Here is an 18626-nt window from a genome sequence, read left to right on the forward strand (position 1 = left end):
CGAACGCGACAAACCGGCGACCCTTCGGGGTCGCCGGTTCCAGTGTGTGGCCTCGGCGTCACTGCGCGCTGTCGCGCGGGACGCCGAAATTTCGGCCCGCTATTTGGTCGCTTTCGTCCCAGTCGGTGAGATCGCGAACCACTTGTCGTCCACGCCGTGACCCGTCGTGTCGCCCGCCTGCTCGTCGTCCACGTACCGGTAGACCGGCTTGCCCGCGATGGTCACCTGCTCCGTGCCGTCCGGGCGCTTCATCGTGCCGAGGAGCTGCGCGTCGAGGGCGGGCGCCTCGAACTTGCCGCCCGCCGCGAGCAGCGGCGGCCACACGAGGGTGCACTCGGGTTCGAGACACGTCGACTTGGACGGTCCGTCCTGGACGGTGAAGTAGAGCGTGTAGTGCTCGCGGTCGGCGACAACGGCGCCGACCGCGGGCGACTCCTCGACCTGCAGTGTCGCGATGTCGTTCGGAAGAACCCGGGAGGACCCCGCGACCGGACCGGCAGCGGCCTCCGGTGCGTCCAGCGAGGTCGTCTCCTCCGCCGGTGCGGAGCAGGCACCCAGGCACACGAGCAGCGCGACAACGGCGAATCGGCTCACACAGGGGATTACGGACGAAAGCGCCCGGGTGGTTCAGCGCGGCTTGTAGGCGTCGTTGACGTCCATGGGAGCGCCACCGCCGCGGTTGCCGCCGCCCAGGGCCGTAGATCGTGTCCGCGCCCCCGATGGCCGCCCCGCGTGCCGCTGGAGGGAACGCAGGGACCCCGCGTGTCGCTGGAGAGAACGAAAGGTCCCCGCGTGACTTTCGGGAACGGCGTGGCGAGGCGCGACACGCCGACTGACTGGGTCGGCGCATGTCGGATTCGGCACACCGGTGCTGCGGCGCTAGGCGTCCGGCCTGGTGATCGCCGCCAGCATCAGTGCGCGGATCTCGGCGGCGATGTCGTCGATCGCGAGCGGGGGCTCGTGCGCCTGCCACTCGCGCAGCAGGCCCGTGATGGCGCCGACGAGCGCGATCGCCGTGAGCCGGTACGAGCGCTGGGGTGCGACGCCCGTGGCCGCCGCCCGGAGCGCCTCCGCCTCGATGAACTCCGCCCAGGTGTTCACCCAGCGCACGTGCTGCCGTTCGATCTCCGTGTTCACGCCCACGGCTTCGACGTAGCTGAGGCGTGGCGCGCGCGGATCGGCTGTGACGCTGCGGACGAACACCTCCAGCAGCGTCGTGATCCGGGTGTCGACGTCCTCGGTCGCCAGTTCGGTCATCGCCGCGCGGACCTCGGCGAACGCCGTGGCGTTGATCAGGTCGTGCAGCTCGCGCAGCAGCTCTTCCTTGGAGGCGAACTCCTCGTAGAAGTTGCGCGTGGAGACGCCCGCCTCGGTGCACAGGCCGGAGATCTTCGTCGCCGCGAACCCGGTGCTGGTGAACAGCTGGAGGCCCGCCCGCAGCAGCCTCGCCCGGCGCTCCGCCCTGCGCTGCTCGGGTGAGATTCCGCCGTAGGCACGGGCCACCGGGCGCTCCAATCTGGTAACTGGGCTTGTCAGATTACGTCCGGGCAACCCCGGTCGCACGTCAAGCGTCTAGACCTGTGCGCGAGGGGTCAGCTGCCCGTCGCACTGGGGATGAGGGCCGGACAACCGGCCTCGGGGTAGTCGGCGTTGTACTCGAAATGCCACTGCTCGTTTTCGTAACGGCGGCACCAGCCCAGGGTGTTGCCGTTTTTCTCGACCCATTGTGCGGATTCGATCGGTTGAATGTCGACGGCGAATCCGATCACGTGCATCGACCGGTCCGGCGGGTTCAGCACGTACTTCGACGCCAATTCTTCGGTGCCGAACTTCTCCACCGCCTCGTCGAACTCGGCCCGCTGCTGCCCGCGGCTGCGCTTGCCGTCGTTCAGGCACAGGGTGACGCCCTGCTCAGAGGCCTTCTGGCGGAGCTTCGACCACGCCTGCAGCACCTCGGGACGCAGGCCCTCCGGCTTCTCGTCGAAGTACCGCGCGTCGATCGCGCACTTCGGTCCGTCCGGCGGTCCGGGCACTTCTTCGATGATCGCGAGTGGCTTTCCCGGATGGCGGTCGAACACGAGCGTCAATCTGCCCAGGTAACCCAGCGCGCCGCCGGTGGAAACCACGAGTGTGACGATCAGCAGCACGCCGAACACGACGCGTCTGGAGGTCTTGGACATGAATCGGATAATACGTCCTTTGATGCGGTGGTCTGTCAGCAACCCGTAACAGTCCGTCGGCGGCTCCGTCTCCGCGAACGTGTCGCGCGACACATCCGTTCGGCCCAACCACGCTTTCGGAGGAGTCCGTGAATGTGATCGGTGAACGTTTCCTGGCCCCTTTCGCGGTGGCGATTCCGGGTGGCAACATCTGCGGCGGCCGAGAACCGGCCCGTTTTTGTGAGGTCTCAGGAGGACCGCTTTCATGTCCGGCCGCATTTGTGCGTTCGTTGCTCTGCTCGTGTCGCTTTTCGCCTTCGCCGGCACCGCGCAGGCCGCGCCCGCTCCCCGCGGGAACACCGCCCTGGTGTTGACCGCCCAGTACTCCGAGTTCGACGACAACGCCTTCAAGGCGACCGTGCTGACCTGCGAACGAGGTGACCAGCACCCGCGCAGGGCCCTCGCCTGCGCGACGCTGTCCTCCGTCGGCACGCAGCTGGCGGCCATGCAGGCCGACGACCGTGCGTGCACGTTCCACTACGCACCGGTCGAGGTCACGATGTTCGGCTTCTGGCGCGGTCAGCCCGTGCACGAGGTGCACACCTACCCGAACTCGTGCGTCATGCTGGCGCACACGGGTGCCCTCTTCGATTTCTGACGATCGGACACGGCACCAAAAAAGAAATGTGGTGCGGGGCGCGGCAGGGGCGCTCCGCACCACATTTTCTTGCGGGCGAAATCACCGCTGCGCCGAATGGCGGGAGGCCAGTCCGGTATGCGAAGGTGTGATCATGGCCGCCGCCCCGCGCTTCCCGCTGCTCCACTGGACGACCATCACCCCCGTGCTCGGCATGGTCCTGCTCGCCGTCTTCTGGGGACGTGACCTCGGGGGCGTGCTCGTCGCGCTCGTCGCCGTGGTCCTCGCCGCGACGGTCCTCGCCGCCGTGCACCACGCGGAGGTGGTCGCGCTGCGGGTCGGCGAACCCTTCGGCTCCCTCGTCCTCGCGGTAGCGGTGACGATCATCGAGGTGGCCCTGATCGTCACCCTGATGGTGTCCGGCGGCCCCGAGGCCTCCTCGCTGGCGCGCGACACGGTGTTCGCCGCCGTCATGATCACCACGAACGGCATCATCGGCATCTCGCTGCTGCTCGGCGCGTTGAAGCACCACACGATCCTGTTCAACGCGGAAGGCAGCGGCGGCGCGCTCGCCACCGTGATCACGCTCGCCACGCTGACCCTGGTGCTCCCGACGTTCACCACCTCGACGCCCGGCCCGGAGTTCTCCGGCGCCCAGCTCGCCTTCGCGGCGCTCGCCTCGCTGGGCCTGTACGCGATGTTCGTGTTCACCCAGACCGTCCGGCACCGCGACTTCTTCCTGCCCGTCGACGAGGACGGCGTGATCGAGGCGGACGAGCACGCCGACGCGCCGACCGGCAAGGCCGCGCTGATCTCGCTCGCGTTCCTGCTCATCGCCCTGGTCGCGGTGGTCGGCCTGGCCAAGATCGAGTCACCCGCGATCGAGGCGGGTGTGCGCGCGGCCGGGTTCCCCCAGTCGTTCGTCGGCGTCGTGATCGCGTTGCTGGTGCTGCTGCCGGAGACCATCGCCGCCGCGCGGGCCGCGTTGCGCGACCGCATCCAGACCAGCATCAACCTCGGCTACGGCTCGGCGATCGCGTCCATCGGCCTCACGATCCCGACGATCGCGCTGGCCACGATCTGGCTGGACGGGCCGCTGACGCTGGGCCTCGGGTCGACGCAGATGATCCTGCTGCTGCTCACCGTCCTGGTCAGCGTGCTCACGGTCGTGCCTGGTCGCGCGACACGGCTGCAGGGTGGCGTGCACCTGGTCCTGCTGGCGGCGTTCCTGTTCCTGGCTGTGAACCCGTAGCGTGGCGACTCGAAATCAGGCGGGCCAGTTCACGCTCAGCAGGCCACGATGCACCCGTCTGACCGCGAACTGGCCCGGCGAATTTCGAGCCACCACGCCATGCCGGGATCCGTCCCGGTCGCTTGATCCGTTGTGCCCTGGTTTGCCCGACTCCTACGTTCGTGGGATGTTGCGTCGCAGGGCACTTCTGCAGTCGGTCGCGCTCGGAGCCGTGTCGGCGTTGGCCGGCAAGTCCACAATGGACGTCCAGCTGATCAGGCCCGGCGACGCCGCCTACAGAGACGCCAAGCTCGGGTACTTCACGCACTACGACGCCCAACGCCCGAGCGCGATCGCCCGTGTCGTCTCACCCGCCGACGTCCAGCGGTGCATCGAGATCGCGCGGACCGACCGGACCCGCATCACCGCGCGGTGCGGCGGGCACAGCTATCCGGGGTACTCCACGGCGGACGGCGCGCTGGTCGTGGACGTGCGCGGGCTCAACAGGATCGACGTCCGCGCGGACGGGACCGCCGAGGTCGGCGCGGGCGTGTTGCTGATGGACCTCTACCTCGCGCTGGCGAACGCCGGGCGGATGATGCCGGCCGGAACCTGCGCGACCGTCGGCATCTCGGGGCTGACCTTGGGCGGCGGCATCGGGGTGACCGCGCGGGCGTTCGGACTCACCAGCGACCGGCTGGTCAGCGCGCGGATCGTGACGCCCGACGGGGTTCTCCGCACGGTGTCGGCCGCCGAGAACGCCGACCTGTTCTGGGCGTTGCGCGGCGGTGGCGGTGGCAACTTCGGCATCGTGACGTCGTTCGTGTTCCGCACCGAACCCGCGCGCAACCTCACGACCTTCACGCTCCAGTTCCCGTCGGCCGCGCTGCCGTCGTTGCTCAGCGTGTGGCCGGACTGGCAGGGCAAGGCGCCGGACGCGCTGACGTCGACGGTCGGCGTCGGCAGCGGCGCGAACCCGTACGTCGAGGTCGGCGGCTGTTTCGTCGGCACGCCCGCGAACCTCAAGCCGCTGCTGGACGACCTCGTGCGGCGGGTCGGATCGCAGCCCACTTCGCGACGCGAGACCGAGCAGGGCTTCCTGGCCGCGATGGAACGGTTCGCGTGGTGCCGGGTGAACGACGGCTCGTGCAAACCCAGCTGGAACGGGGGCGGCGGCTCGCAGTCGCGCGGGAGTTACGTGGCGACGTCGCGGATGCTGACGAAGCCGATCGCCGACCCGCAGAAGCTCGCCGACATCTTCAAGAACACGCCCCACTCGTACAACATGATCGACGCCTTGGGCGGTGCGGTCGGACGTGGGCCCGCCACGGCGTTCCCGCACCGCGCGGCGGTGGCGAGCATCCAGGTCGAGTGCACGCTGGCCGCGGGCGAGACGAACGCGCGGCGGGACATGGGCGTCGCGCGCGACGAGCTCGGGACGATGTTCGGCGCCACCGGGTACGTGAACTACCTCGACCCGCAGATGCCGGACTGGGCCCAGGCGTACTACGGCTCGTCGTTGACGCGGTTGCGCGAGGTGGCGCGGAAGTACGACCCGGACCGGGTGTTCGCGTTCGCCCAGGGGATCGCGTGAGTCACCCCTCGACCGAGACGTTCCCCCGAGGGCGTTCCTCGACCTCGAAGACGAGCCGGTTGCCGCTTGCGGTGATCATGAAGGTGACCCGGTCGTTCTCGACACCGGTGCCTTCGAGGTAGCAGCTCATCCAGAGTCGACGCTTGGTCATCATCTCGGCGTGGACGAGGGAGACGTCGTGCACGAGCACGTCGTCGAGGTGCAGACCGCCGGAGCGGTCGAGGGACACCCGTGGTTTCTCCGGCATGCAGCGGACGGTAGTTCGCGCGACCGGGCCCGGCACGCGAATTTCGCGCGCCACCCGGTCGTGAATCCATCAAGCCGAAAGGCCTATTGCTCCACTGCTGCGTTCAGCCCTACATTGCGGTAACGCCGGTTACCACAAAGGGGTCCACCGATGCAGCTCCGAGCCGTGCTCTCCGCCGTCCTGCTGTTGTTCACCCTGGTCACGCCTGCTTCCGCCGCCGCGCCGGGGGAACTGGTCAGCAGCAGGGAGGTGGCGTGGCACCCGGAACCGCTCAGGTTGCTCCCGGCGCCGGTGAAGGCCTACGACATCCGGTACCGCTCCACGACCGCGACGGGCGGCAGCACGGTCGTGTCCGGCATGGTGCTGGTGTCACCGCTGCCGTGGAACAACGGGCCACGCCCGATCGTGGCGTACGCGATGGGCACGCAGGGCATGGGCGACCAGTGCGCGCCGTCGCGGCAGTTGCAGGGCGGCACCGAGGTCGAGATCGCGTTCCTCGCGCAGGCCATGTTCCAGGGCTGGGCGGTCGCCGTCACCGACTACGAAGGGCTTGGCACGCCTGGTGATCACACGTACGCGGTGTCCCGTTCGGAGGGACGTGCACTGCTCGACGTGGCACGCGCGGCGGGCAGCGTTCCCGGCTTGTCCGCGGACGCACCGGTCGGTGTTTTCGGCTACTCGCAGGGTGGGCAGGCCGCTTCGGCCGCCGCCGAGCAGTGGAAGTCCTACGCGCCGGAGGTGAACGTCGTCGGCGTCGCGGCCGGGGGAGTGCCGGCGGACCTGAACGCCGTCGCGAAGTTCAACGACGGCAACGCCGGGTCGGGCCTCGTGTTCGCCGCGGCCGCCGGCTACGCCGCCGCCTACCCGGAACTGCCGCTGTCGAACGTTTTGAACGCGCGCGGCCGGCAGGTGATCGACCGCATCCGCGCGGCCTGCGTCGCCGAGATCGCTCTGGTGGCACCGTTCACGCGGCTGAACGCGCTGACCACCACGCCGGACGTCATCCAGGACCCGTTGTGGCAGAAGAGGTTGAAGGAGAACACGCTCGGCTCGGTCAGGCCCGCCGCGCCCGTCTACCTCTACCACGGCACGCTGGACGAGCTCATCCCGTTCGGCGTCGGGCAGAAGCTGCGCTCGCAGTGGTGCTCGCTCGGCGCCGACGTGCAGTGGACGCCGCTGCCGCTGCTCGGCCACGTCACCGCCGTCAGCGCGTGGGGCACCAACGCCATGAACTGGCTCGGTGACCGCTTCGCCGGCCGGCAGACCCGCCCTAACTGCTAGGACACGGGAACCGGCGCCGGAAGGTGAACCCCTCCGGCGTCGGACCTTGTGCGCGAACGAGATCCAGCTTCGCGAGGCCTTCCTCCGTCGTCGGCCGGTGCCCGGCGGGGACCCACCACAGCACGTCGAACGCGCTCTCCGGCTCGAACCACTGCTCGCTGCGCTTCACCGCCTCGAGGTGGACGCCGCCGAACGTGAACGCCCACAACGACTCGACCGACTCCCACACGCTCAGGTTGTAGGCCTCACGCATCGGATCGCGTCCCAGCCGCAGCAGGTCGTTCATCATCCGCTCGGACGTCGGCCGCCACACGAACCCGGGAGCCTTCACCGCGAGGTCGTTGATCGCGTCGACCCGGCTCGCGAACCCGCGCATCCGCCAGTGGTCGAACGCCCACCGCCCGGTCGAGATGTTGGCCTGTGCCAGGTGGAAGGCTCCCATGCGCCCACTCTGACATGATCAGGCCATGCGGTGTGTGGTGCTCGACGACTACCAGGGCGTGGCGCTCGCCAACGCCGACTGGTCAGGCCTCGACGTGACGGTGCTGCGCGAGCACCTCGACGACCCGGCCGACGCTCTCGCCGACGCCGAGTGCGTTGTGATCATGCGCGAACGGACGCCCTTCGACGCGGCGTTGTTCGCCCGTCTCCCCAAACTCGAGCTGCTGATCACCAGCGGCATGCGCAACGCCGCGATCGACCTGGACGCGGCCAGGGAACACGGCGTCACGGTCTGCGGCACCGGCAGCGCCAAGACCCCACCGGCCGAACTGACCTGGGCGTTGCTCCTCGGCCTCGCCCGCCACATCACCGTCGAGAACGCCGCCTTCCACGCCGGTGGCCCGTGGCAGAGCACAGTCGGAGCTGATCTGAGTGGCCGCACCCTCGGCCTGCTCGGCTTCGGCCACATCGGCCGGGCCGTCGCCCGCGTCGGCAAGGCGTTCGGCATGGACGTGGTGGCGTGGAGCCAGAACCTGACGGCCGACCGCGTCGAACCCGAGGGCGTCCGGCTCGCCAAAGACCTGCACGACCTCCTGACGCAGAGCGACTTCGCGTCCATCCACGTCGTGCTGAGCGACCGTACCCGCGGCCTCGTGGACGCGGCCGCGCTGGCGTGCCTGAAACCCACGTCGTTCCTGGTCAACACCTCCAGGGCGGCCATCGTGGACGGTGAAGCCCTGCTCGACGTGTTGCGCTCGAACCGGATCGCCGGGGCGGGCCTCGACGTCTTCGAGGTGGAGCCGCTCCCGCTGACCGACGAGCTGCGCTCGCTGCCCAACGTCCTCGCCACCCCGCACCTCGGCTACGTCACCGAGACCAACTACCGCACCTACTTCACCGAGGCCGTGGAGAACGTCCACGCCTACATCGCGGGTGAACCGGTCCGGCAACTCTAGCGGCGAGTTACCTACCGGTAGTAAGTTCTGGCGCATGACCCCGGACGCCTCCGCGCACATCGACGTGGCTGCCTCGCCGCAGCGCGTGTTCGAGCTGGTCAGCTCCCTTCGTGAGCTCGGCCGGTACGCCGAGGAGTACTCCGGGGGCAAGTGGCTGAACTCGGTCGGCCCGCGCGTCGGGGCACGGTTCCGCGGCGTCAACAGGCGCGGCTGGCGGGTGTGGCCGACGACCTCGACGGTCACCGAGTGCTCGCAGACGCGGTTCGCGTTCGAGGTGAGGTCGCTGGGTCTCGCGGTGTCGCGCTGGCAGTACGACATCGAGGAGACGGCCGGCGGCTGCCGCGTCACCGAGTCGACGTGGGACCGCAGGCCCGGCTGGTACGTGCCGATCACGCAGCTGGCGACCGGGGTCCGCAACCGCGCGGTGACGAACCAGCGCAACATCGAGGCGACCCTGAAGCGGCTGAAGAGCGCCGCCGAGTCCGTCTGACAACCAGACAGAACCACTCACTTTTAAACACACCGCCACAAGCCTGCTCAGGGGTGTTGTGTGACCTTGAGCTGCAGACATCGGAGGACCGGAACGGGATCCGGTCGCGGTGACCCGTTGAAAACGCTGTCATCGGCGTGGGACGGTGGCCAAACGACCGTTGACACGCTCGTAACGCCCTTGTTCAATCGCCGTCAAATATCCTATAGGATCAGAGATCCGAGGAGTTGGCGTGGCGAAGATCGTGCGTGCTGAGGCGTTCCAGGTCGACGTCCCCGTCGAGACCCTGCGCACCGACGCGGTCCAGCAGTTCATCAAGCAGGAGACCGTGTTCGTCGAGGTCACGACGGACGACGGGCTCACCGGCCTCGGGTACGCCTACACGATCGGTACGGGCGGCAGCTCCGTCCTCGCTCTCCTGAAGGACCACCTGCTGCCGCGCCTCGAAGGCGTCGACGCGCGACGGATCGAGCACGTGTGGCACGACCTGTTCGCCTGCACGCGGTCGACGACGGTCGGCGCGATCACCTCGCTCGCGCTCGCGGCCGTGGACACCGCGTTGTGGGACCTGAAGTGCCTGCGGGCGCAGGAACCGTTGTGGCGCATGGCTGGCGGGTTCAGGCAGGACGTGCCGCTGTACGACACCGAGGGCGGCTGGCTGCACCTGAGCACCGAGGAGCTCGTCGCGGGCGCCAAGGAGACGGCCGCCCAGGGCTGGCAGGGCATCAAGATGAAGGTCGGCAAGCCGGACCTGACCGAGGACGTCGAACGCCTCGAAGCCGTGCGGGCGGCGGTCGGCGAGCGGTTCGCGATCATGGTGGACGCCAACCAGTCCATGACCGGCGCGGAGGCGATCCGGCGGGCCGACGCGTTCAAGAACGTCAACCTCACGTGGCTGGAGGAGCCGCTGCCGGCGGACGACGTCAGCGGGCACGCCAGGCTGGCGCGGACCACGCCGATCCCGATCGCGGTGGGGGAGTCGCTGTACTCGGTGGCGCAGTTCCGCGAGTACCTCGAACGGGGTGCGGCCTCGGTGATCCAGGTCGACGCTGCCCGGATCGGCGGCATCACGCCGTTCCTGAAGGTCGCGCACCTCGCGGAGGCGTTCAACGCGGACGTCTGCCCGCACTTCCTGATGGAGCTGCACGTCAGCCTCGCGGCGGCGGTACCCGGCGGCAGGTTCGTCGAGCACATCCCGCAGCTGCGCGCGATCACGAAGAGCGAGCTGACCGTCCACAACGGACAGGCGCTCGCCCCTGACTCACCGGGTCTCGGCATCGATTGGGACCGCGACGCGATGGACGACCTTCGAGTCGCCTGAAACACCACGGGAAATCACAAAGGAGTGGTCTTGAGAGCGTTAGGTGTCGTTGCCGGCCTGCTCGCGTCGCTGATCGCGGTCCCGGCGGCCCAAGCCCAAGCACCCGCAGCACAGCAGACCGCCGCGAAGGCGGAGAAGCCCTACATGGGGTGGAGCAGCTGGACGTTGCAGGCGACCAACTACCCCGGTGTCAACCCGGACGGCCCGGCGAGCTGGCTCAATGAGAAGAACGTGCTGGCGCAGGCGGACGTGCTGGCCGCGCGGTTCAAGAAGGCCGGCTACGACCACGTGAACGTCGACGCGGGCTGGCTCGGGTCGTTCGACTCCTACGGCAGGCCCGTGGTGGACCCGAAGAAGTTCCCGCGCGGCTTCAAGTGGCTCGGCGAATACATCCACGGCAAGGGCCTGAAGTTCGGCTCCTACCTGGCGGTCGGCCTGGACCCCAAGGCGTACAACGACGGCAAGACGCCGATCTTCAACGCGCCCGGCTGCACCACCAAGGACGTCGTCTACCCCGACCTGCGCAAGACCAACGGGTGGGACTCCTCCTACAAGATGGACTTCGCGAACCCGTGCTCGCAGAAGTACATCGACTCGCTCGCGCAGACCCTCGCGGGCTGGGGCGTCGACTTCCTCAAGCTCGACGGCGTCGGCCCCGGCAGTTTCCGCGGTGGTGAGCGCTACGACAACACCACCGATGTGAAGGCGTGGAACTCGGCGCTCAAGAGCACCGGGCGGCCGATCGAGTTCCTCATCTCGTGGGCGCTGAGCCACCGCTACGCCGACGTGTGGAGGGCCAACACCAACGGCTGGCGCGTCGACACCGACGTCGAGTGCTACTGCGACACGCTCGTCACCTGGAACCAGTCGGTGAAGCAGCGCTGGAACGACGTCGTGCAGTGGATCGACGACGCGGGCCCCGGCCACTGGAACAACCTCGACAGCCTCGCCGTCGGCAACGGCCAGATGGACGGCCTGACCGAGGCGGAACGCCAGAGCTACATGACGTTGTGGTCGATCTCGTCCTCGCCGCTCTACATCGGCGACGACCTGACGAAGATCGACGACTACGGCTACCGGCTGCTGACCAACGACGAGGTCATCAGGATCAACCAGGCGGGCATCCCGGCCCGTCCGGTCGACCAGTTCTCCGACCAGCAGGTCTGGTACGCCCGCAACCGCGACGGCAGCTACACCGTGGCGCTGTTCAACCTGGGCTCGCGCCCGGCCTCCGTCACCGCCGACTTCGCGAAGCTCGGCATCACCGGCAACGCCAAGGTCCGCGACGTGTGGGCGAAGAAGGACGTCGGCCAGAAGTCCGGCTCCCTCACCGAGGAACTGCCGGTGCACGGCTCGAAACTGTTCACGATCACCCCGCGCACCTCGGTCGCGCCGGGCGTCGTGCAGGGCACCGCGGCCACGCCGAACAGCGTCTCCCTGAAGTGGTACGGGAAGACGGGCGTCCGGTACGACGTCTACGCGGGCAACAAGAAGGTCGCCACCACCACGGACACCAAGGCCACCGTCACGGGCCTGACCCCGGCGACCGCCTACGAGTTCACCGTCGTGCAGAACGGCGCGCGCTCCAAGCCCGTCAGCTTCGTGACGCCGCAGGAGAGCGTGACGTACGAGGCGGAGAAGGGCAGCCCCGGCGGCGGCGCGACCGTCTACGGCTGCGCGTGCTCGGGCGGCAGCAAGGTCGGGTACATCGGCGGCAGCGGCACCATCACCATGCCGACGGTCGTGGCGCCCCGGGAGGGCACGTACCTCGTCGAGCTCGCCTACATCTCGGCCGACGCCAGCAGGACCGGCGTGGTCACGGTCAACGGCACCAGCTTCAAGCTGCCCGTCGCCGGGTCGAACGACGACGACTGGAACACCCCGCAGAAGGTGACCGTGCCCATCTACCTGTTGAAGGGCAACAACACCATCCGCATCGGGAACCCGGACGACTCCGTGTTCGACGTCGACAGCATGCGCGTCTAGAAGACCAGGAGGCGTCGTGGTGACAACCGTGCAGGACTCCAGCGCCCAGGTCGTGCGTGGCCCCGCCACCACGGCGTCTCCGCCCCCGCGCAGGCGCAGGGGCCCCGCCTCGCGCCGCAACGACACGTGGGTCGCGTGGCTCCTCGTCGCCCCCGCCCTCGTCGGGTTCGGCGTGTTCTTCGCCTACCCGATGCTGCGGGGCGTCTACCTCAGCTTCACCGAGTTCCACATCCTCAGCCCACCCGTGTGGACGGGCCTCGACAACGTCACCGAGCTCGTCAACGACACGCGGTTCTGGCACTCGCTGGGCGTCACCGTCTACTTCGTGGTGCTGTCGGTGGTGCTGGGCATCGGGGTCTCGCTGCTCACCGCCGTCGTGTTGCACCGCCTGGGGGTCAACACGACGGTCCGCGGGCTGATGATCCTGCCGTTCCTCATCTCCGGCGTCGTCACGGCGCTGGTGTGGACGTGGATGCTCGACCCGCAGCTCGGCATCGTGAACCAGCTGATCACGTGGATCACCGGTGAGCCGATCATGTTCTTCTCGTCCGACGACTGGGCGGTGCCCACGCTGGCCGCGCTGAACGTGTGGAAGACCATGGGCTACAACGCGGTCCTCATCTTCGCGGGCCTGCAGACGATCCCTGCGTCGATCTACGAGGCCGGGCGGATCGACGGCGCGTCGGAGTGGCAGATGTTCCGCTCGCTCACGTTGCCGCTGCTGCGGCCCATCCTGGTGATGGTCGTGATCCTCAACGTGATCAGCTCGACCCAGGTCTTCGACATCGTCCAGGTCAGCACCAAGGGCGGTCCGGCGGACGCGTCGCTGGTGCTGCAGATGTACATCTACGACAAGGCGTTCGGCCAGTTCGACTTCGGTTACGCCGCAACGATGTCGCTCGCGTTGTTCCTGCTGCTCGTCACGGTTACCTTCACGCAGATGCGGATGGCCCGTGCCGGCGAGTCCGACACCGCCTGAGGAGGCTCGGTGAACCTCTCGATGAAACTCGGCAGGGGCGTCGCCTGGGGCTACCTGGTCGTCGTGCTGCTGATCACGATCTTCCCGTTCTACTGGATGCTGCGCACCGCGCTGTCCAACAACTTCGCGATGTCGACCGACCCGTCGTCGTTGCTGCCGGTGCACTTCACGTGGGGTCCGTTCAAGCGTGCCCTCGGCCTCGCGACTCCGGCGGAAGCAGCGGCGGAAGGCGGGTCGGGCGCGTCGATCGACCTGGCGCTCGCGCTCTGGAACTCCGTTGTGTACGCCGGGATCCTGACGATCCTCACGGTCGGGTTGTCGGCGCTGGCCGCCTACGCCTTCGCCCGGTTGCGGTGGAAGGGCCGGGACTTCGTCTTCGGGCTGCTGCTCACCGCGTTGATGGTGCCGTCGGTGTTCACGCTGCTGCCGAACTTCGTGCTGATGAAGGACCTCGGGCTGCTCAACACGTTCGGCGGCATGATCCTGCCGGCCGCGCTGTTCTCCGCGTTCAACATCTTCTTCCTGCGGCAGTTCATGCTCGGGCTCTCGCACGAGGTCGAGGAGGCCGCGATCATCGACGGCGCCGGGCCGTTGCGGGTGTGCTTCCGGATCGTGCTGCCGATGAGCATCGCGCCGATGGCGACCTTGACGTTGTTGCAGTTCATCACCACCTGGAACGACTACTTCTGGCCGTTGCTCGTCACCAACGACGAGTCGGTCCGTCCGCTCACCCTCGCGCTCGCGGTGTTCAAGCAGTCCTCGCCGCAGGCGTCGCTGGACTGGGCGGGCCTGATGGCGGCGACGCTGGTCGCGGCGCTGCCGATGCTGCTGCTGTTCGTGGTGTTCGGGCGGCGGCTGGTCAACTCCATCGGCTTCACGGGGATCAAGTGAGACTGCACTGGCCTGCCGCGGCAGGGGAGTGGACCGAGGCGCTGCCCGTGGGCAACGGCCGTCTCGGCGCGATGGTCTTCGGCGGGGCCGGCCGGTCCCGCCTGCAGGTCAACGACGCGACCGTCTGGTCGGGGACGGCGGCCGGACCTGCTGACGCGCTGGCGGACGTGCTGGCTTCCGGTGCCGGCCCGGAACGGCTCGCGCAGGTGCGGGAGGCGATCTTCGACGGTGACCTGGAGCGGGCGACGTCGTTGCTGATGTCGTTCGAGGGACCGTACAGCCAGACGTTCCTGCCGTACGCAGACCTGTGGATCACCCTGCCCGAGGGCGAGTCGCACGGGCGCACCCTCGACCTCGCGACCGGGGTGGTGACCGAGCGGCTCACCATCGACGGTGCGGAGGTCACCCGGCGCGTGTGGGCGTCGGAAACGGCGCTGTGCGTGGAGATCACCGGTGCTGTGCCATCCGAGGTGGACATCTCGACGCCGTTGCGGGAGGTGTCGCGGGACGGCCTGGACCTGGTGGTCGAGATCCCGGTCGACTCCGCCCCGCGGCACGAACCCCAGGTCGACGCGCCCGTCTACGGCGACGGCGAGCGCGGCACGGTGACCGTGCGGATCACCGAGGGTGAGCGCTGGCTGCTCACGCTCACCAGCTCCACCACCACCGAGTCGTCGTGGCGGGGTCAGCGGCACGGCAACCACATGACGTTGATGGACGCGTGCGAGGTGCGGTTCGGCGACCTGCCCGAGGTCGTCGACGTGCCGGAGTTGGTGAGCGGCAAGGACGAGCAGCTCATCGCCTCCGTGCTGTTCGCGTACGGCCGGTACCTGCTGGTCTCGTCGTCCCGGCCGGGCGCGCCGCCCGCGAACCTCCAGGGCCTGTGGAACGCCGACCTGCGCCCCGCCTGGTCGTCCAACTACACGATCAACATCAACACCCAGATGAACTACTGGGCGGCCGAGGTCACCGGCCTCGCCGAGTGCCACGACCCGTTGCTGGAGCTGCTGGAGAAGCTCGCGGTGACCGGCGCGGACGTGGCCTCACGGCTCTACGGTGCGCGGGGCTGGGTGGCGCACCACAACACCGACGCGCACGCGTGGGCGCTGCCGGTCGGCATGGGCCACGGCGCGCCGTCGTGGGCGATCTGGCAGATGGGCGGTGCCTGGCTGGTCCAGCACGCCTGGGACCACTACGACTTCGCCCGCACCTGGTCCACATTGGAACGTGCCTGGCCGCTGCTGCGCGGCTGCGCGGAGTTCTGCCTCGACTGGCTGGTCGAAGGCCCCGACGGCCACCTCGACACGTGCCCGTCGACGTCGCCGGAGAACTGGTTCCTCGTCGACGGCGAGCCGCAGGCGCTCACGTGGTCCGCGACGATGGACGTGGTGCTCATCCGCGCCGTGTTCGAACGCACGCTGGCGCTGGCCCTCGCCTCGGGCCGCACCGATCCGCTGCTGGCGGAGATCTCGGCCGCACTCCCGCGCCTGCGGCCCGTCCCGGTCTTCGACGGACGGCTGGGGGAGTGGGTCGGCGACTTCGTGGAGGAAGACCCCACCCACCGGCACATGTCGCACCTGGTGTCCGTGTACCCGCTCGGCCAGATCGTCGCCGGCACCCAGCTCGGCGATGCCGCCTTCGAGGTGCTGCAACGGCGGGGCAACGGCGCGATGGGCTGGTCGTGGGCCTGGAAGATGGCGCTCAGGGCTCGTCTCGGCGACGGCGACACCGTGCGGTCGCTGCTGCTGGAGGCCGCGCAGCCGTTCACCGGCGACCGCCACCGGGACGCGCCGGTCGACGGGTCCGAGTGGGGCGGCCTGCTGCCGAACCTGTTCAGCACGCACCCGCCGTTCCAGATCGACGGCAACTACGGCTTCACCGCCGCGCTCGCCGAGGTGGTGGTGCAGAGCCACACCGGCGTGATCGACGTGCTGCCCGCGCTGCCGTCCGGCTGGTCGACCGGCTCGGCGCGCGGCCTGCGCTGCCGGGGCGGCCTGTCGATCGACGTGACCTGGGCCGGCGGTGACGTGACGGTGCGGTTGCGCCGGGTGTCCGGTGACGCCGGGGAGTTCGTGCCGGTGCGCATCGGCGGCGAGATCACCGAAGTCGTCGTGAGCGATGTCGTGGAAGTGCGCGGGAGGACCTCTTGCTGACAGACCTGACCCTGGACGCGCTGTGGGAGTACCGCAGCAGCTACGTCCGCCCGGACGACTTCGACGAGTTCTGGGACTCCACGCTCGCCGAAGCGCGTTCGCTGGACCTGGCCGTCGAAGCGGTGCCGGTGAACACCCCGCTGCGCACCCTCGACGTCTACGACGTGTCGTTCGCGGGCTTCGGCGGCGACCGGGTCCACGCCTGGCTGCGCACGCCGAAAGGCGCCACCGGCTTCCCCGCCGTGGTCCAGTACCACGGCTACGGCGGCAACCGGGGCAGCGCGGTCGAGAACCTGACCTGGGCGAGTGCCGGGTTCGCCCACCTTCAGGTCCAGGTGCGCGACCAACGCGGTGGTGCCGGCTTCATGACCCGCGGCATCACCGACCGTTCCACCTACTTCTACCGCCGCGTCTTCACCGACGCCGTCCGTGCGATCGACGCCGTGCGCCTGCTGGGGTCCTCGGACGTGGCCGTGCTCGGCAACAGCCAGGGCGGCGGGATCGCACTGGCCGCAGCGGGTCTGGTACCGGACCTCAAGGCCGTGCACACGCAGGCGCCGTTCCTCTGCGACTTCCGGCGGGCGCTGAACGTCTGCGGCCGCCCGCCCTACACCGAACTGACCACCTACATCGCCGAGAACCGGCGTTCCGACGTCTTCCCCGCACTGTCCTACTTCGACGGACTGGGGTTCGCCGCCAGGGCCACGGCCCCGGCGTGGTTCTCGATCGGCCTGATGGACGACATCGTGCCGCCGTCCACCGTGTTCGGCGCCTACCACGCCTACGCCGGACCGAAGGAGATCGCCGTCTGGGAGCACAGCGCCCACGAGGCGGGCGGCTCCGACGACCTCGACATCGCACTCGACGCGTTCCGTTCCCGTCTCTTGGAGAAGCCATGAAAATCGCCGCCGCTGCCCTCGTCGCAGCAACAGCCCTGGTGGTCGCGGGCTGCGGGAGTTCCGACTCGGGTTCCGCCGGCAACACCGTGAACTGGTGGACGTGGGACGACAAGCAGGCCGTCGCCTACGGCGAGTGCGAGAAGGCGTTCGAGACGGCCAACCCCGGCACGGACGTGAAGATCACCCGCTACAACGTCGACGACTACTTCACCAAGCTCACCGCGGGCTTCGTCGCCGGCACCGCCCCGGACGCGTTCCAGAACTCCGTCCAGTTCCTGCAGGCCTACGCCTCGCAGCACCAGCTGATGCCGCTCGACGACCTCATCACGAAGTCCTCAGTGGACCTGAAGAAGTACTCGGTCGGCGTCGACACCTGGAAGTTCACCGACGGCAAGCAGTACGCGCTCCCGCTCGACTGGGCCGCCTCCGCCCTCTACTACAACGCCGACATGCTCGCCAAGGCCGGCGTCCCGGAGGCCGACGTCCAGAAGCTCACCTGGAACCCCGACGACGGCGGCACGTTCGACAAGGTCGTGGCCCGCCTGACCGTCGACAAGTTCGGCAAGCACGGCGACGAACCGGGCTTCGACAAGACCCAGATCGCCACCTACGGCATCGGCGCCATGGCGGGCCGCAGCTTCATCGGCGAAACGAGCTGGGCCCCGTTCGTCAACACGCTCGGCTGGCGCCTGGGCGACAAGGACCAGTGGCCGACGAAGTTCAACTACACCGACCCCCGCTTCACCAAGACCATGAAGTGGGTCCTCTCCCTCACCGACCGCGGCTTCTCCCCGAAGCTCGGCACCTTCACCACCGGCAACCAGTCCACCATCTCCGACGTCGACCTGATCGGCTCCGGCAAGGTCGCCATGACCATGGGCGGCTCGTGGTCCGCTCCTTCGTTCGGCAAGATCCCGGGCGTCAAGGTCGGCATCGCTCCCACGGTGCTGGGTCCTGACGGCAAGCGTTCCGTCCTCTCCAACTCCAACGGCAACAACATCTGGGCGGGCACCAAGAACCCGGACCTGACCTGGAAGTGGGTCAGCTTCATGGGCAGCGAGGAGTGCCAGAGCAAGGCGGGCGCCACCGGCACCTTCTTCCCCTCGATCCCGGCCGCCATGGACAACACGGTGACCTCGATGAAGACCCAGGGCGTCGATCTCACCGTCTTCAACCAGTACGTGAAGGACGACGTCCTCCACCCGTCCACCGCCTACGCCAACGGCAGCGCGGTCCAGTCCGCCGAGCAGCCGCTCTTCGAGGCGTACTTCGCAGGCCAGCGCTCCGACGACGTGTTCGCCGAGATGGAACGCGTCTCGCAGGAGATACTGGCCAAGAACTAGGACGGGAGTCTCAGGAGT

Annotated in this window: 18 protein-coding genes; 13 read left to right on the forward strand and 5 right to left on the reverse strand. The window is 68.7% G+C overall.

The features are described from left to right. Window positions 1-99 precede the first annotated feature (99 nt). From QSK25_RS04250 to QSK25_RS04260, 3 genes are all read right to left on the reverse strand, one after another. Entirely contained in the window at window positions 100-594 is a 495-nt protein-coding gene (locus QSK25_RS04250; RefSeq protein ID WP_285633129.1) for a COG4315 family predicted lipoprotein, read from the reverse strand. 285 nt (window positions 595-879) lie between these two features. Then, window positions 880-1503 (reverse strand): TetR/AcrR family transcriptional regulator, encoded by a 624-nt coding sequence (locus QSK25_RS04255; protein ID WP_285633131.1) that lies wholly within the window; start codon window positions 1501-1503, stop codon window positions 880-882. Window positions 1504-1592: 89 nt separating this feature from the next. Then, the gene (locus tag QSK25_RS04260; protein WP_285633132.1) at window positions 1593-2180 is read right to left on the reverse strand and encodes a D-alanyl-D-alanine carboxypeptidase family protein; all 588 of its coding nucleotides are present in this window, start codon (window positions 2178-2180) and stop codon (window positions 1593-1595) included. A gap of 244 nt (window positions 2181-2424) precedes the next feature. On the opposite strand from QSK25_RS04260, the gene QSK25_RS04265 reads away from it, so the two are divergent. The 3 genes from QSK25_RS04265 (at window position 2425) to QSK25_RS04275 (ending at window position 5621) form a co-directional block, all read left to right on the forward strand. Continuing rightward, window positions 2425-2817 carry an SSI family serine proteinase inhibitor gene (locus QSK25_RS04265; protein WP_285633134.1) on the forward strand — a complete coding sequence of 131 codons (393 nt, stop codon included), beginning with the start codon at window positions 2425-2427 and terminating at the stop codon, window positions 2815-2817. 133 nt (window positions 2818-2950) lie between these two features. Beyond that, window positions 2951-4048 carry a calcium:cation antiporter gene (locus QSK25_RS04270; protein WP_285633136.1) on the forward strand — a complete coding sequence of 366 codons (1098 nt, stop codon included), beginning with the start codon at window positions 2951-2953 and terminating at the stop codon, window positions 4046-4048. A gap of 166 nt (window positions 4049-4214) precedes the next feature. After that, a complete protein-coding gene (locus QSK25_RS04275) occupies window positions 4215-5621 on the forward strand; it encodes an FAD-binding oxidoreductase (protein ID WP_285633138.1) in 1407 nt (468 codons plus the stop codon). Between the two features lies 1 nt (window position 5622). On the opposite strand, the gene QSK25_RS04280 is transcribed toward QSK25_RS04275, so the two are convergent. Continuing rightward, window positions 5623-5868: a hypothetical protein gene (locus QSK25_RS04280; RefSeq protein ID WP_285633140.1), complete on the reverse strand. Its 246-nt coding sequence runs from the start codon at window positions 5866-5868 to the stop codon at window positions 5623-5625. A 150-nt stretch (window positions 5869-6018) separates the two neighbouring features. On the opposite strand from QSK25_RS04280, the gene QSK25_RS04285 reads away from it, so the two are divergent. After that, window positions 6019-7149 carry a lipase family protein gene (locus QSK25_RS04285; protein ID WP_285633142.1) on the forward strand — a complete coding sequence of 377 codons (1131 nt, stop codon included), beginning with the start codon at window positions 6019-6021 and terminating at the stop codon, window positions 7147-7149. Here the strand turns inward: QSK25_RS04285 and QSK25_RS04290 are convergent. Beyond that, complete coding sequence (locus QSK25_RS04290; RefSeq protein WP_285633144.1) at window positions 7139-7591, reverse strand: DUF3291 domain-containing protein; 453 nt, start codon at window positions 7589-7591, stop codon at window positions 7139-7141. The genes QSK25_RS04285 and QSK25_RS04290 overlap by 11 nt on opposite strands. A 25-nt stretch (window positions 7592-7616) precedes the next feature. On the opposite strand from QSK25_RS04290, the gene QSK25_RS04295 reads away from it, so the two are divergent. The 9 genes from QSK25_RS04295 to QSK25_RS04335 all read left to right on the forward strand — a co-directional run bounded on the left by QSK25_RS04295 (window position 7617) and on the right by QSK25_RS04335 (window position 18608). Continuing rightward, window positions 7617-8546 (forward strand): D-2-hydroxyacid dehydrogenase family protein, encoded by a 930-nt coding sequence (locus QSK25_RS04295; protein ID WP_285633147.1) that lies wholly within the window; start codon window positions 7617-7619, stop codon window positions 8544-8546. Window positions 8547-8580: 34 nt separating this feature from the next. After that, window positions 8581-9036 carry an SRPBCC family protein gene (locus tag QSK25_RS04300; protein WP_285633150.1) on the forward strand — a complete coding sequence of 152 codons (456 nt, stop codon included), beginning with the start codon at window positions 8581-8583 and terminating at the stop codon, window positions 9034-9036. Between the two features lie 232 nt (window positions 9037-9268). After that, complete coding sequence (locus QSK25_RS04305; RefSeq protein WP_285633153.1) at window positions 9269-10357, forward strand: mandelate racemase/muconate lactonizing enzyme family protein; 1089 nt, start codon at window positions 9269-9271, stop codon at window positions 10355-10357. Between the two features lie 30 nt (window positions 10358-10387). After that, entirely contained in the window at window positions 10388-12343 is a 1956-nt protein-coding gene (locus QSK25_RS04310) for an alpha-galactosidase D (protein WP_285633156.1), read from the forward strand. A gap of 16 nt (window positions 12344-12359) precedes the next feature. Continuing rightward, window positions 12360-13322 carry a carbohydrate ABC transporter permease gene (locus tag QSK25_RS04315; RefSeq protein WP_285633160.1) on the forward strand — a complete coding sequence of 321 codons (963 nt, stop codon included), beginning with the start codon at window positions 12360-12362 and terminating at the stop codon, window positions 13320-13322. 9 nt (window positions 13323-13331) lie between these two features. Beyond that, window positions 13332-14213 (forward strand): carbohydrate ABC transporter permease, encoded by an 882-nt coding sequence (locus tag QSK25_RS04320; RefSeq protein ID WP_285633171.1) that lies wholly within the window; start codon window positions 13332-13334, stop codon window positions 14211-14213. After that, on the forward strand, window positions 14210-16366 hold the full coding sequence (locus QSK25_RS04325) for a glycosyl hydrolase family 95 catalytic domain-containing protein (RefSeq protein WP_285633174.1): 2157 nt from the start codon (window positions 14210-14212) through the stop codon (window positions 16364-16366). Before QSK25_RS04320 ends, QSK25_RS04325 begins: the two co-directional genes overlap by 4 nt. Beyond that, window positions 16360-17265 carry an acetylxylan esterase gene (locus QSK25_RS04330; RefSeq protein WP_285633177.1) on the forward strand — a complete coding sequence of 302 codons (906 nt, stop codon included), beginning with the start codon at window positions 16360-16362 and terminating at the stop codon, window positions 17263-17265. Before QSK25_RS04325 ends, QSK25_RS04330 begins: the two co-directional genes overlap by 7 nt. Next, window positions 17262-18608 carry an ABC transporter substrate-binding protein gene (locus QSK25_RS04335; RefSeq protein ID WP_285633180.1) on the forward strand — a complete coding sequence of 449 codons (1347 nt, stop codon included), beginning with the start codon at window positions 17262-17264 and terminating at the stop codon, window positions 18606-18608. The genes QSK25_RS04330 and QSK25_RS04335 overlap by 4 nt, the downstream gene beginning before the upstream one ends. Window positions 18609-18626 lie beyond the last annotated feature (18 nt).

This window comes from Lentzea sp. NBRC 102530, from assembly GCF_030269365.1.
Taxonomy (GTDB): domain Bacteria; phylum Actinomycetota; class Actinomycetes; order Mycobacteriales; family Pseudonocardiaceae; genus Lentzea.